This is a genomic window from Psychrobacillus sp. BL-248-WT-3, from assembly GCF_012843435.1.
Lineage (GTDB): Bacteria > Bacillota > Bacilli > Bacillales_A > Planococcaceae > Psychrobacillus.
Map to the genome: position 1 here is coordinate 75,319 of NZ_JABAFC010000003.1, position 14,160 is coordinate 89,478.

A 14,160-nucleotide genomic window follows, 5' to 3' on the forward strand; every position below is an offset into this window, starting at 1 on the left:
GGGACGGCTATGAGTAAAAAAGAGAAAGAAAAAGAATTAACAGGTAAGCAAAAAGCCGCGCTCCTATTAATTTCTCTAGGACCAGAAGTGTCTGCTTCCATTTATAAGCATTTAAATGAAGAAGAAATTGAACGATTAACTCTAGAAATATCTGGAGTGAAAAAAGTAGAGCCAGAAATAAAAGAAGGTATTATAGAGGAATTTCATCATATTGCTCTAGCACAGGATTATATATCACAGGGTGGTATTGGCTACGCAAGGACAGTTCTTGAAAAGGCACTTGGTAGTGAGCATGCTCAAGCCATTATCAACCGTTTGACGTCCTCCTTACAAGTCCGTCCTTTTGATTTTGCTAGAAGAGCAGAGCCAACGCAGCTGTTTAACTTTATACAAAATGAGCATCCTCAAACGATTGCTTTAATCTTATCTTATCTTGAACCACAGCAGGCGGGGATTATTTTATCTTCCCTGCCTCAAGAAGTACAAGCAGATATCGCTAGAAGGATTGCAACAATGGATTCTACTTCACCGGAAGTGATTAGTGAAATAGAATCAGTGCTTGAGAGAAAACTTTCCTCTACTGTAACTCAGGATTTTACAGAAACTGGCGGTGTAGATGCAGTTGTAGAAGTACTAAATGGTGTTGATCGAACTACTGAAAAAACCATTTTGGATGCTCTAGAGATTCAAGATCCAGAGCTTGCAGAAGAGATTAAAAAGAGAATGTTTGTATTCGAAGATATCGTTACGTTGGACAACCGTTCTATTCAAAGAGTTATACGTGATTGTGAAAATGAAGATCTAATTCTTTCTATGAAGGTATCGAGCGAGGAAGTGAAGGATATTATCTTCCGTAATATGTCTACGCGTATGGCAGAAACGTTCAAAGAAGAAATGGAAGTCATGGGTCCTGTTCGATTACGTGATGTAGAAGAAGCTCAAAGTAGAATTGTATCGGTTATTAGACGTTTAGAAGACGCAGGTGAAATTATCATTGCCCGTGGTGGAGGAGATGACATTATTGTCTAAAATTTTCCGAAACGTACAAATGGATGGAAATGCTGAAAAATTTCGTCCGATTCATATAAGAAATCTCACTGTAGAAGAGACAAGTGATGAAACACCGCTCGCTATAAAGGAAAACTTCAATATAGAGCGTAGCAAAATGTTGGAAGAGGTCAACCAAGAAATAACGAATAAACAGAAACAGCTGCAATTAGAAGTGGAAAATACTCGGCAACAAATACAACAGGAACTAAATGAATGGAATAACCAAAAGCTTAGCTATCAACAAAGTGCTTACGAAGAAGGATTTGCACAAGGTGTAGAAGAAGGTAGGCAAAAGGCACTAGCTGACATGCAAAGTTCACTAAAAACAGCCAACGAAGCGATGCAAACAGCATATGAAAATGCTGCTGCCTATTTACAGCAACAAGAGCAAGTAATTCTTGAGTTGAGTATTCGAAATGCAGAGCGCATTATTGGGGTTAAATTAGAGGAAAATCACGATTTATTTTTGTCTATTGTTCAAAGGGGCTTAAAAGAAGCTCGTGAAATGAAAGAAATAAAAATATATGTATCCCCGTATTATTTCAATCTAGTGTCTAAAAATCGAGAAGAGCTTGCTTCGATCTTCCCAATAGACGTGCCATTTATGATTTTCGTGGACGAGGAAATGAATGATACAGATTGTTATATTGAAACAAATCATGGTCGAATAGTTGTAAGTATTGATGAACAAGTAAAAGAGTTAAGACGTAAGCTTGTTGATATTCTTGAAAGCATGGAGTGAGAGTAATGAAAGCAATCGATTTAATCCAACAAATACCAAAAGTCTCTACTTTTAAAAAGTACGGCCGTGTAAATCGTGTAGTTGGATTAATGATTGAGTCGCAAGGCCCTGAGAGCTCTATTGGAGATGTATGTAAAATCCATATTAATTCTGCTAAAAATGGTCCATCTGTCATTCTTGCTGAAGTAGTAGGCTTTAAAGAAGAAACTGTAGTCCTGATGCCTTATACAAATATACGAGAAATTTCCACAGGGTGTTTAGTAGAAGGAACAAACAGTCCTTTAGAAATAAAAGTAGGTCCTGAGTTAATTGGGAAAGTACTTGATTCCATGGGTAATCCTATAGATGGAACCGTGCTACCTAAAGGCTTAAGTACGGTTGGTACCGAACAAGATCCTCCAAATCCTTTAACTAGGCCACCTATTCATGAGCAAATTGAGGTGGGTGTGAAGGCGATTGATGGTATGCTAACAGTTGGAAAGGGACAAAGGGTTGGTATTTTTGCTGGTTCAGGTGTAGGTAAAAGTACCCTACTTGGGATGATTGCAAGAAATACGAATGCTGACTTAAACGTAATTGCCCTTATTGGAGAACGTGGCAGAGAGGTTCGAGAGTTTATTGAACGGGATCTTGGCAAAGAAGGATTGGAAAAGTCAATCGTGGTAGCTGCTACTTCTGACCAGCCAGCTCTTATGCGTATTAAGGGAGCATTTACTGCAACTGCTATTGCAGAGTATTTTCGAGATAAAGGCTTAAATGTCATGCTAATGATGGATTCGGTTACCCGAGTAGCGATGGCTCAAAGAGAAATAGGATTAGCAGTTGGTGAACCTCCAGCTACAAGAGGATATACTCCCTCCGTATTTTCTATTTTACCTAAGCTGTTAGAACGAACGGGCACAAATGAAAAAGGAAGCATTACAGCGTTCTATACGGTACTCGTAGATGGAGACGATATGAATGAGCCTATTGCTGATACAGTCCGAGGAATACTAGACGGACATATAGTGCTTGATAGGGCGCTAGCCAACAAAGGGCAGTTTCCTGCTATCAATGTGTTAAAAAGTATAAGTCGTCTAATGAACCATATTTCAGATGAACAGCATGTGAAGGCTGCTGAAAGGCTGCGTGAGCTTTACTTTACTTACAATAAATCAGAGGATTTGATCAATATAGGGGCATACAAGCGAGGAACTTCCAAAGAGATTGATGAGGCCATTCAATATGAACCTTTAATTACTGCTTTTTTAAAGCAAGGATATTTGGATAAAGTTTCTTTGGACAATAGTGTTCATGAATTAGTGATGTTATCAGGCGGAGGAGCTTAAGATGGTTGCTTATCAATATAAATTTGCTAAGGTGCTTACGGTTCGTGAACAGGAAAAGTCAGAAACAGAAATAGCATACAAAGAATCAGTTAATGCCTTTGAACAGGTTGCTACGGAACTATACAATCTTTTGAAAAAAAGAGAGTCTACTCTAGACACTCAAAACGATTTGCTGTCCAATGGATTAAGTATTGATGGAATACATCATTATTCTAATTTTCTAGAGAGCCTACAAAAAAGAATCGAAGTTATACAAAAAGAGGTTATACAGGCTAGATCTAAGATGAACTGGTATGAGGAAAAACTGTTGGAAAAAAGCTTAGAGGTTCGGAAGTTCGAAAAAATGAAAGAAAAGGATTTTGAAAGTTTTCAACAAGAACAGTATCGCATAGAAGCGATTGTTTTAGATGAGATTTCTTCCTTAAAGTTTCAAAACAAAGAGATTAGGTGAGTAAAGCATGGCAAAAAAGAATAATCAAAAGAAAAGCCTTCATACGATGGACAACGGGCCAAGAAAAATCGGCTTAGGCAAGAAAATATTATATTTGTTTATTATACCGCTTCTCTTTGCTTTGGCTCTCCTTTTAACTTTTGCCCAAATAACAAATATTAATGTATTTGAAAAAGCTAAAGAACTTACATCATTTGGTGAGGATAAGCCATTGGATGACAATACAAAATCAATCCGCTTAGAAGAGCGAGTTGTTTCACTGCAAGCAGAGATTCAGCAAAAAGAAGTACAAATTAACCAACTTCATGACGAAATAGAAAACTCTGAGAAATCCCAAGAATCCCTGTTGTTAGAACAGGAAAACCTTTTGCAGGAAATTGAAGAACTGAAGAGACAAAATGAGCAATCTAAGAGAGATTATGCCGAGGTAGTTTCTACCTTCGAAAAAATGTCTGCAAAATCAGCAGCTCCCGTTATCTCGAATATGAGTGACGCAGAGGCAATGAGAATTTTGGCGAGTTTAAAACCAGATACTGTTGCAAAAATTTATGAAAAAATGTCACCTCAGGATGCTGCTAAATATACTGAGCTAATGACCAAGCAGTAAATCGTGTTTTGCATGTGAGAGGAGGTGAAAGAAAAATGAACATAGCGATTGTTAATATGAGACCTCCTGTAGCTGTGCAACCTAAAACAGAGTTACCAACAGGTAACAGTCAAGCCTTTGGAAATGTATTTGGACAAATTCTTTCCAGTCAGTCTGTACCATCTGTAAATGTGGAAAGTCCTGTGAATACAGAGCAAAGTCTTATCCAAGATTTACTTTCTCTATTAGATGTCGAATCCATAGAGGATGCACAGAAATTACTTCAAACGGATGAACTACTAGTAGATTCAAATGACTTACATCAATTGTTAAATAAACTGCTAAGCAAACTTGAAGATTTGGAGAATCCAGATCAGAAACAGGATGTCTGGGAAATTCTTGCGAATGTAATGGAACAGCCTCAAAAGCTTGTTGACTCTATCCTTTTAACTTTAAATGGGCAAGCATCGAATAATGTTACAAGTCCAGTGGAAGCAAAACAAGCAGTAGAACTTTTAAAGATAGTCCAACTTATAGGAAACAAAAGTGATTTGACATTCAAACAAGAAACGACACTTTTTGATCTAAAACAAACGTTGGAAACTTTAAAGGAAAACTTAACAAATTTACCATTAACACAAGGTAGAAACTCTACTCCCGTAGCTAAAGCATTTATACAACAAGTGGTAATGCATCAATCAGTAACTAAAGGAATGAGTACAGAAGTAGTAACAGAAAGTAAAGAAACCACTTCTGTAAATCAAGGTCAGACAACCACTGTACAAACAAAAGTAGAGACAGTGTCCATGACTCTCCCTACACAAAAATCTGCCCAGTCAGAGGAGTTTCTAAAAGAACTTCAAAAGGTGATGAATCGGGTACAATTTGGACAAGCAGCAGGAGCCAATAGATTAGTAATTAAGCTATATCCTGAACAGCTTGGAACGATCCGCATTGAGTTGATACAAAAGGATGGAATCTTAACTGCAAAAATGCTTGCATCAACTGCCTTAGGGAAAGAATTGCTTGACACGCATTCTGGTCAATTAAGACAAGGACTGGCAAACCAAAATATACAAATAGAGAAGCTGGAAATTACCCAGGCTTTGCAGGATGCAGCTAAACAGGAGAAAAACCAAGGTTTCCAAGACTCTACTTTTAAACAACATAGACAGCATGATGAACAAGAAGAAGACTCGGATGTTTCAGATACACAAACCACGTTCCAAGAATTCCTAAGTGAAATAGAGGTATAAAAATGGCTGATTTAACACCAATTACAAGCAATATGTACCTGTCATCTAAGAAAACGACAAAAACAACGGGTAATAGTACGCTCGGAAAAGATGAATTTTTAAAAATATTGATGACACAGCTTCAAAATCAGGATCCTACAAATCCAATGAAGGATAACGAATTCATTGCTCAAATGGCACAGTTTTCTTCCTTAGAGCAAATGACGAACTTAACGAATGCCTTTGAAAAGTTTGCCCAGGCACAAGAACAAACCCAAATGATTGAATACAGCAATTTTGTTGGTAAGCAAGTAAAATGGCACGAGCTAACAGATAAAAAAGATGAAGATGGTAAGCCAATTACGAATGAAGGAACTGGCTCTATAGCTGGAGTTAAATTCGTAGATGGTAGTGTAGAATTTACTCTATCTGATGGAAAGAAAATCACACCAGGCAATATTTCAGAAGTATTATCAAGCAATGCAAGCTCTAATAGTTTAGTAGAGGCAAGCATGATGATTGGAAAAACTATTGGTTATACTGCTGAAGCTGGACAAACTACAGGTGTTGTTGAATCCGTCTCTAAAAAAGATGGTGCGATTGTATTTAATCTTTCTGGTGGTACAACGATAACAGCAGATAAAATTAATTCTATTCAATAATAAATAGAACGGAGACTTGCAATGGACCAAGTTACTATTAACCGTGTCTCCATGCAGCCAGGTATCCGTCAACCAATAACAGCTAAGCAAGTCACACCGCCCAAACAGGCGTTTTTACAGCATTTACATGAAGCCACGGTAAAAACAGAATTAAAGGTAAGCAAACATGCCAATCAGCGATTACTAGAAAGAAATATTCATATTTCAGATGCGCAGTGGCAGCTTGTAAGTGACAAAGTATCAGAAGCGCGCTCCAAAGGTGTCAAGGACTCATTAGTATTGATGGAACAAGCAGCCTTAATCGTTAGTGCAAAAAATGCCACGGTTATTACTGCAATGGATCGCAAGGAAGCAAACAATCAATTGTTTACCAATATAGACGGCACAATAGTGCTAGGATAGCAGGACCTTTAAAGGATGCTATGTGCAGTGGACTGATTGAAGCTAGCACACAAATCGAAGGGAGAAATTCATCAATGATTCGCTCAATGTACTCAGGTATCTCAGGACTTAAAAACTTTCAAACAAAATTAGACGTAATAGGTAACAACATCTCTAACGTAAACACATACGGATTTAAAAAAGGTCGTACTGTTTTTAAAGATTTGATCTCACAAACAACTTCTGGTGCTTCTGCTCCAACAGATACAAGAGGGGGAGTTAACCCTAAACAAGTTGGATTAGGTTCTCAATTATCAGCGATAGATACTATTCATACAGGAGGTTCTTTGCAATCTACTGGTAATACATTAGATTTAGCTATTTCGGGAGATGGATTTTTTAATGTAGCAAATGAAGATGGGACCGATGTTCTTTATACTAGAGCTGGTAATTTCTATATGGATAATGAAGGCTTTATAGTTAGTGGTGACGGTAGGTATTTACTTGACGATAAGGACACAACGATTAAAATTCCTACCGATGCCCAAAGTATGTCTATAGGTCAAGATGGATCAGTTAAATTTGTAAATGCTGCTGGTGAGTTAGAGGGAGATCAATTCATCCGTCTTACAAAATTCTCAAATCCCGGCGGGCTAGATAAAGTTGGTGGTAACTATTACAGAGAATCTGCTAACTCAGGAAATGCAGCAGATGGTACTAAAATTGATGGTAGACCAACAGCTACTGGTTTAGGCTCAATTGAATCAGGTTTCCTAGAAATGTCAAATGTTGACTTATCTGAAGAGTTCACAGACATGATTGTAGCGCAACGTGGATTCCAAGCTAATACTCGTATTATCACAACTTCAGACCAAATCTTAGAGGAATTAGTTAACTTAAAACGATAAAGAATAGTTTAACAGCTTGACAGTAAGGGAGGGGTGGGCCGTTCCTTGAATGGCCCGGCCCTTAAATAAATGATTAGTTTAACTCGTTTAAACGGTAAAGAGTTTTCGTTAAATGCATTATACATAGAGACGATTGAATCTTTTCCAGATACTACGATAACGCTAACGAACGGTCATAAATATGTGGCGTTAGAATCACGAGAAGATGTGTATGAAAAAATCGCTCAGTTCTACAAGGAAATACATATTTTATCGAATCCTTATTTAAGAGGTGAACAGGATGAAGAATAACAACAAGCTATTAACAATGATGCTAATTATTTTAGTTTCTCTTACTTTGGTAGGTGTGGTTGCAATTTTACTATATTTTCAATTCAATAAAGGTGAAGAAGCAAACGAACCTACAATTGATGAGATTGTCGAGTCTTCTGTGGACATTCAGGAAATTACAACTAATTTAGCAGGCGACAAATTTATCCGGATTTCTATGAAAGTTCAAACGGATAGTACAAAGGCGGCAGAGGAGCTTACAAAACGCGATTTCCAAGTGAAGAATATTTTGATCACGGAGCTTTCGGAAATGACGCCAGAGGATTTAGAAGGTAAGCAAGGAAAGCTAACCTTAGAGTCCTCGCTTAAAACTAAAATAAATGAATTGATGAATGAAGGAGAAGTACAGCAGGTTTATATTACTTCTTATATTATTCAGTAAAGTACTTTTTTGAATGGAGGTGGGCAGATTGGCAGGAGATATATTATCTCAATCAGAAATAGATGCATTGTTAAGTGCCCTTTCGACAGGTGAAATGACAGCGGACGAAATGAAGAGCGAACAGGAATCAAAGAAAATTCGTACTTATGATTTTAAGAGAGCTCTGCGTTTCTCGAAAGACCAAATACGAAGTTTGACACGTATACATGAAAATTTCGCACGTCTTTTAACCACATTTTTTTCTGCCCAGTTAAGATCATATGTTCAAATATCTGTAGTGTCCGTAGACCAAATTCCTTTTGAGGAGTTTATACGCTCTGTACCTCATATGACACTCATAAATGTGTTTGAGGTTCCGCCTCTAGAAGGCAACATTCTAATGGAGATAAATCCCAATATCGCATACTCCATGCTGGATTTGTTAATGGGAGGGAAGGGTCAGACGCATACAAAGGTAGATAATCTAACTGAAATAGAAACAAAAATAATGACAAATCTCTTTGAAAAATCCTTTGATAATTTAAGAGAAGCATGGAGTAATATAGCGGATATTGATCCAATCTTAACGGAACTAGAGATAAACCCGCAATTTTTACAAATGATTTCTCCAAATGAGACGGTAGTTGTCATATCGTTTAATACGGTTATTGGAGAAACCAGTGGAATGATTAATATTTGTATTCCTCATGTAGTATTAGAACCAATTGTACCTAACCTATCTGTACGCTACTGGATGCAAACGAATAAAAAAGAAGTGTCACCGGAACAATTAGCAGTCCTTAAAAAACGTGTTAAATCAGCAGAAATACCAGTTGTGGCTGAATTAGGTTCTACTGAAATCACAATGGAAGATCTTTTATATCTTCAGTTGGGCGATGTCATTCAATTAAATGCTAAAGTGGAAGATGCTCTTACAATTAAAGTAGGAGATATACCAAAGTTTAAAGCACAGCCCGGTAAGCTTAAAAAGAAAATGGCAGTACAAATAATTGAAACTTTGAAAGGAGGAGAGGATGATGATGAGTGATGATATGCTCTCCCAAGAAGAAATTGAAGCCCTCCTACGTGGAACGGTTGACAATGTGAAGGAAGAAAAAGCAAACATAAATACAACGAATATTGAAGATTACTTAGACTCTTTTGCTATAGATACGTTAGGGGAAATCGGTAATATTTCCTTTGGAAGCTCTGCTACTGCTCTATCTTCCTTATTAGGTCAAAAAGTGGATATTACTACTCCACATATTAGCATGATTAATAGAAGCAAGTTAGTGGAGGAATTTCCACATCCTTATGTCGCCGTACAAGTCCAATATACTGCTGGACTAATAGGTATGAATCTATTAGTTATTAAGCAGTCAGACGCTGCAGTAATTGCTGACTTAATGCTAGGTGGAGATGGGATAGATCCAAGCCCTCAACTAAGTGAAATTCAATTAAGTGCCGTACAAGAGGCTATGAACCAAATGATGGGCTCTGCAGCTACTTCAATGTCCACTGTATTCAATAAAAAGGTAGATATCTCTCCACCTTCCATAGATATTTTAAATCTGATCGAAGGGGAAGGCGAGGAAGCGATCCCTAATGATGACTTGCTTATTAAAATATCTTTTAGACTACGAGTAGGAAGCTTAATAGATTCTAATATTATGCAGCTTATACCATTAGAGTTTGGTTTAAGCCTTGTTAAGACACTTCTGGGAGAGGGAGAAGATGCTCAGCCAGAGGCAGCAGCAACGATATATGAGGAAAGAGTAGAAACTAACCACGTATCTGCTCCTGTGCCAGACTATTATGAGGCACCACCAGTTCAACAATCAGTTGTACCACCAGTTCAACAGCCAGTAGTACCGCAGCATCAACCAAGACAAAGTAATACACCACCTGTAGAGGTGCAACAAGCTCAATTTGCTAGTTTTGAAGCAACAAATCTTACACCTAATGAGTCTAGAAATTTAAATTTACTGCTTGATATTCCTCTTCAAGTAACAGTAGAATTAGGTCGTACTAGAAGAACGGTGAAGGAAATTTTGGAACTTACTAGTGGTTCTATCATAGAGCTGGATAAATTAGCCGGAGAGCCTGTAGATATCCTTGTAAATAATCGTCATATTGCCAAAGGGGAAGTAGTTGTAATTGATGAGAACTTTGGTGTTCGAATTACAGATATTCTAAGCCAGGCGGAACGAATTAATAATTTACGTTAAGTAATGGAGGAGACATAATATGTCGAAGAGAATTTTAATAGTGGACGATGCTGCATTTATGCGCATGATGATTAAAGATATTTTATCAAAAAATGGTTTTGAAGTAGTGGGTGAAGCCGCAGATGGTGTACAAGCAGTAGAAAAGTACGCTGAACTAAAACCTGATTTAGTGACGATGGATATTACGATGCCTGAAATGGATGGTATCGAGGCTTTAAAGAAAATTAAAGAAAAAGATCCTAGTGCAACTATTATTATGTGTTCTGCTATGGGACAACAGGCGATGGTTATTGATGCTATTCAAGCTGGGGCAAAGGACTTTATCGTAAAACCTTTCCAAGCTGACCGAGTAATTGAAGCAATCTCTAAAGCGATAGGGTAAGAAATGATGTGGAAGCTTTACCTAAGTATTTGTATTGCATTTCTTTTATCAATCTCTGTCCCCTTAGCCACGGAGGCAGCTGTAGATTCAAATGAGAGTATTAAAGAGAGTTTTGAACGTATAAACAAGGGAACTGCCCCAGACGCAGAGTCCGAGGAAAACAAAGAATTAGATCAGGAAGAAAATACTCCACAAGAAGCAAGTTCAAGTGGAGTATCTATTACAGCTTGGGATTACATTAAAATGATTTTTGCCTTGTTATTTGTCATTGCTTTGTTGTATGGGTTATTACGTTTCATCAATAAACGAAATAGAAGCTTCCAGCATAACCAGCTCATCCATAATCTTGGAGGAGTTGGGGTTGGTCAAGGCAAGTCAATTCAGTTAATGCAAATTGGCAACTCTCTCTATCTAGTAGGAATTGGAGAAAATATAAATTTACTGAAAGAAATTACAGATCCTCAAGAAATAGAAGAGTTAACAAAGCTATATGAGGACAAGCTTGGAACTGCTCAAACGCTTCCTTATATTATGGAGTTAATGAATAAACTAACAAAAAACAAGACTCAAAAGACAAAAAATAACGAAAATCCTTCATTTAATGAAACTTTTCAAAAGAAGCTAGAAGATATAAAAAGAGACCGTAGTGAAGTATTAAAGGATTGGAAGACAAAGGAGCGCAAAAACAATGAATGATTTCGTCCAATTCTTCTCGGACAGTGATCCGTCAAATGTCTCCACTTCTATCAAATTAATGCTTTTACTAACGGTTTTATCTTTGGCACCGAGTATTTTAATATTAATGACTTCCTTTGCTAGAATCATGATTATTTTGTCTTTCGTTCGTACAGCTTTAGCAACCCAACAAATGCCACCTAACCAAGTATTAGTTGGTTTAGCCTTATTCTTAACGTTTTTTATCATGGCACCAACACTCCAGGAAGTGAATGAAACTGCCTTGACTCCTCTCTTTGATGAGGAGATTACGTTAGAACAGGCTTATGAAAATGCTAGTGGACCATTTAAGGATTTCATGAGTGAGCATACAAGGCAAAAGGATTTAGAGCTATTTCTAAGATATACCGAAGCAGAACGACCAGAATCGATTGATGATATTCCATTGACAGTGATGGTACCTGCTTTTGCTTTAAGTGAAATTAAAACAGCCTTTCAAATAGGCTTTATGATCTTTATCCCTTTCTTGGTAATTGACATGATTGTGGCAAGTGTCCTGATGTCGATGGGGATGATGATGTTACCACCGGTAATGATATCCTTACCATTTAAGATTTTATTGTTTGTGTTAGTGGACGGATGGTATTTAGTTATGAAGTCCATCCTACAAAGTTTTTAGGAGCTGATTGTATTGAGTAACGAAATGGTAATATCAATTGCAGAAAGAGCCATTTGGGTCATTCTTCTTGCATCAGGTCCTCTTTTGTTAGTGGCTTTAATAACAGGTCTTGCAGTATCTATCTTTCAAGCAACAACACAAATTCAAGAGCAGACTCTTGCATTTGTTCCTAAAATTATTGCAGTTTTAGTGGCTATCGTCTTTTTTGGACCATGGATGCTATCGCAAGTGACCTCCTATGCTGCAGATATTTTTGAAAACTTAGTGAGATATATTGGTTAGTTCAATGGAAGAAATCATACCTAGCCTAACTGTATTACTATTAATTATTGCAAGAGTTTCAGCGTTCATGATTACATTGCCACTGTTTTCACATCGTACTATTCCAGCTACGCATAAAATTGCCTTTGCAGTAATTCTTTCGTGGATGATGTATTACACGATGGATGTGAGTCCTTTTGATATTAACGGAGAATACATACTATTAATCATCAAGGAAGTAATGGTAGGTTTGTTTGTAGGGTTACTAGCCTATATCATTCTTTCTGCAATTCAAATTGCCGGCGGATTTATCGACTTCCAAATGGGGTTTGCAATCGCCAACGTAATAGACCCTCAAACTGGAGCACAAAGTCCGTTGATAGGACAATTTTTAAATATTATTGCACTTTTATTATTGTTAGCTTTAAATGGTCATCATTTGCTCTTAGATGGAATTTTTTATAGCTATCAGTTTATCCCTATGGAAACGACTTGGCTTGCTTTTGGACAAGAAAATTATGTGGAATTCATTATGAAAAAATTTGCGGGAGTTTTTGCAGTTGCCTTCCAGATGTCTATTCCTATCGTGGCGACTCTATTTCTAGTGGATATCGCTTTAGGAATAACAGCTCGTACAGTTCCTCAGTTAAATATTTTTGTAGTGGGATTCCCTATAAAAATTGGGGTTACGTTTATTGTGTTATTAGTCATGATGGGAGTCTTACTGGCTGTTATGCAAAAAGTATTCGAGATGATGATCATCGCTATGCGAGATTTAATGATAATTTTAGGTGGTGGCTAATATGTTGATGCTCCGATTGGATCTACAGTATTTCGCAGGAGAAAAGACAGAAAAGGCTACTCCTAAAAAAAGACAGGACTCTCGGAAAAAAGGACAAGTGCTAAAAAGTCAGGATGTCACAAGTGCCATTGTGTTACTAGCAGTATTCGTCTTTATGTTTTTCTTTGCAGGATTTTTACGAAATGAGATTTTTACTTTCTTCAATGTTACTTTTACAAAGTATATGTTAATGGATTCAATTTCCATCCCCATAGCTATTGAGATTTATAAGGATATGCTAATGGAAATGGCTATGATTTTGCTTCCTATCATGCTAGTAGCAGTAGTTGCTGCTGTTGCTGCAAATTTCTTTCAGTTTGGCTTGCTGTTTACGACGGAGCCTTTGAAATTTGATTTGAAGAAAATAGATCCGATAAAGGGACTTAAGCGAATCTTCTCGATGAGGGCGGTCATTGAACTATTAAAATCCATTCTTAAGATTACATTTATAGGATCTGTTACAACGATGATTTTATGGATGAACCTTGAGCAAGTCCTCTCTTTGTCCTTCAAAACTGCTTGGGATACCTTATCAACGATAGGCTGGCTTACAGGGATGATGGGTATTGTCGCTTCCCTTGTCTTGTTGTTTATATCGATCTTAGATTTCTTCTATCAGCGTTTTGATTACGAGAAAAATTTGAAGATGTCTAAGCAGGATATAAAGGACGAACATAAGAACTCAGAGGGAGATCCTATTATTAAATCACGTATTCGGCAGAGACAAAGAGAAATGGCCATGCGTCGAATGATGCAGGAAATTCCTACAGCTGATGTTGTTATTACGAATCCTACTCATTATGCTATTGCACTAAAGTACGATGACCAATCAATGGAAGCCCCAATCGTAGTGGCGAAAGGTGCCGATTACGTTGCTCAAAAGATTAAAATGATTGCTAAGGAAAATGACGTGGTAATGGTTGAAAATCGGCCACTGGCTAGAGGAATGTATGACCAGGTTGAAATTGGTCAACGAATTCCCGATGAATTCTTTAAGGCGGTAGCTGAGGTATTAGCTTATGTGTACCGCATTAAACAAAAAATTTAAAGATTGAGGTGG

General features: G+C 37.3%; 19 protein-coding genes. All 19 read left to right on the forward strand.

What is annotated here, in order from left to right; translation table 11 throughout:
* The first annotated feature begins 9 nt into the window (after positions 1–9).
* The 19 genes from fliG to flhB all read left to right on the forward strand — a co-directional run bounded on the left by fliG (position 10) and on the right by flhB (position 14,148).
* The gene (gene fliG, locus HF876_RS03105; RefSeq protein ID WP_169358592.1) at positions 10–1,029 is read left to right on the forward strand and encodes a flagellar motor switch protein FliG; all 1,020 of its coding nucleotides are present in this window, start codon (positions 10–12) and stop codon (positions 1,027–1,029) included.
* A complete protein-coding gene (fliH, locus tag HF876_RS03110) occupies positions 1,013–1,792 on the forward strand; it encodes a flagellar assembly protein FliH (protein WP_169358593.1) in 780 nt (259 codons plus the stop codon). Before fliG ends, fliH begins: the two co-directional genes overlap by 17 nt.
* Positions 1,793–1,797: 5 nt before the next feature.
* A complete protein-coding gene (gene fliI / locus HF876_RS03115) occupies positions 1,798–3,120 on the forward strand; it encodes a flagellar protein export ATPase FliI (RefSeq protein ID WP_169358594.1) in 1,323 nt (440 codons plus the stop codon).
* A gap of 1 nt (position 3,121) precedes the next feature.
* Positions 3,122–3,571 (forward strand): flagellar export protein FliJ, encoded by a 450-nt coding sequence (gene fliJ / locus HF876_RS03120; protein WP_169358595.1) that lies wholly within the window; start codon positions 3,122–3,124, stop codon positions 3,569–3,571.
* Positions 3,572–3,578: 7 nt separating this feature from the next.
* Entirely contained in the window at positions 3,579–4,178 is a 600-nt protein-coding gene (locus tag HF876_RS03125) for a MotE family protein (RefSeq protein ID WP_169358596.1), read from the forward strand.
* Positions 4,179–4,213: 35 nt separating this feature from the next.
* Positions 4,214–5,413, forward strand: a complete 1,200-nt coding sequence (locus HF876_RS03130) for a flagellar hook-length control protein FliK (protein ID WP_169358597.1) — start codon at positions 4,214–4,216, stop codon at positions 5,411–5,413.
* 2 nt (positions 5,414–5,415) lie between these two features.
* On the forward strand, positions 5,416–6,054 hold the full coding sequence (gene flgD / locus HF876_RS03135; protein ID WP_169358598.1) for a flagellar hook assembly protein FlgD: 639 nt from the start codon (positions 5,416–5,418) through the stop codon (positions 6,052–6,054).
* 21 nt (positions 6,055–6,075) lie between these two features.
* Positions 6,076–6,456 carry a TIGR02530 family flagellar biosynthesis protein gene (locus HF876_RS03140; RefSeq protein WP_169358599.1) on the forward strand — a complete coding sequence of 127 codons (381 nt, stop codon included), beginning with the start codon at positions 6,076–6,078 and terminating at the stop codon, positions 6,454–6,456.
* Positions 6,457–6,530: 74 nt separating this feature from the next.
* Complete coding sequence (gene flgG / locus HF876_RS03145; RefSeq protein WP_169358600.1) at positions 6,531–7,343, forward strand: flagellar basal body rod protein FlgG; 813 nt, start codon at positions 6,531–6,533, stop codon at positions 7,341–7,343.
* 69 nt (positions 7,344–7,412) lie between these two features.
* Positions 7,413–7,634 carry a flagellar FlbD family protein gene (locus tag HF876_RS03150; RefSeq protein WP_169358601.1) on the forward strand — a complete coding sequence of 74 codons (222 nt, stop codon included), beginning with the start codon at positions 7,413–7,415 and terminating at the stop codon, positions 7,632–7,634.
* The gene (fliL, locus tag HF876_RS03155) at positions 7,624–8,055 is read left to right on the forward strand and encodes a flagellar basal body-associated protein FliL (protein ID WP_169358602.1); all 432 of its coding nucleotides are present in this window, start codon (positions 7,624–7,626) and stop codon (positions 8,053–8,055) included. The genes HF876_RS03150 and fliL overlap by 11 nt, the downstream gene beginning before the upstream one ends.
* Before the next feature lie 28 nt (positions 8,056–8,083).
* The gene (gene fliM / locus HF876_RS03160) at positions 8,084–9,082 is read left to right on the forward strand and encodes a flagellar motor switch protein FliM (RefSeq protein WP_169358603.1); all 999 of its coding nucleotides are present in this window, start codon (positions 8,084–8,086) and stop codon (positions 9,080–9,082) included.
* Entirely contained in the window at positions 9,075–10,262 is a 1,188-nt protein-coding gene (fliY, locus tag HF876_RS03165; protein ID WP_205963997.1) for a flagellar motor switch phosphatase FliY, read from the forward strand. Before fliM ends, fliY begins: the two co-directional genes overlap by 8 nt.
* A 19-nt stretch (positions 10,263–10,281) precedes the next feature.
* Positions 10,282–10,644, forward strand: coding sequence for a response regulator (locus HF876_RS03170; RefSeq protein ID WP_169358604.1), 363 nt, complete (start codon positions 10,282–10,284; stop codon positions 10,642–10,644).
* Between the two features lie 6 nt (positions 10,645–10,650).
* On the forward strand, positions 10,651–11,340 hold the full coding sequence (locus HF876_RS03175; protein WP_205963985.1) for a flagellar biosynthetic protein FliO: 690 nt from the start codon (positions 10,651–10,653) through the stop codon (positions 11,338–11,340).
* Complete coding sequence (fliP, locus tag HF876_RS03180; RefSeq protein ID WP_169358606.1) at positions 11,333–11,998, forward strand: flagellar type III secretion system pore protein FliP; 666 nt, start codon at positions 11,333–11,335, stop codon at positions 11,996–11,998. The genes HF876_RS03175 and fliP overlap by 8 nt, the downstream gene beginning before the upstream one ends.
* Positions 11,999–12,010: 12 nt before the next feature.
* The gene (fliQ, locus tag HF876_RS03185) at positions 12,011–12,280 is read left to right on the forward strand and encodes a flagellar biosynthesis protein FliQ (RefSeq protein WP_144538065.1); all 270 of its coding nucleotides are present in this window, start codon (positions 12,011–12,013) and stop codon (positions 12,278–12,280) included.
* Between the two features lie 4 nt (positions 12,281–12,284).
* The gene (fliR, locus tag HF876_RS03190; protein ID WP_169358714.1) at positions 12,285–13,061 is read left to right on the forward strand and encodes a flagellar biosynthetic protein FliR; all 777 of its coding nucleotides are present in this window, start codon (positions 12,285–12,287) and stop codon (positions 13,059–13,061) included.
* Position 13,062: 1 nt separating this feature from the next.
* A complete protein-coding gene (gene flhB / locus HF876_RS03195; protein WP_169358607.1) occupies positions 13,063–14,148 on the forward strand; it encodes a flagellar biosynthesis protein FlhB in 1,086 nt (361 codons plus the stop codon).
* Positions 14,149–14,160: the final 12 nt, after the last annotated feature.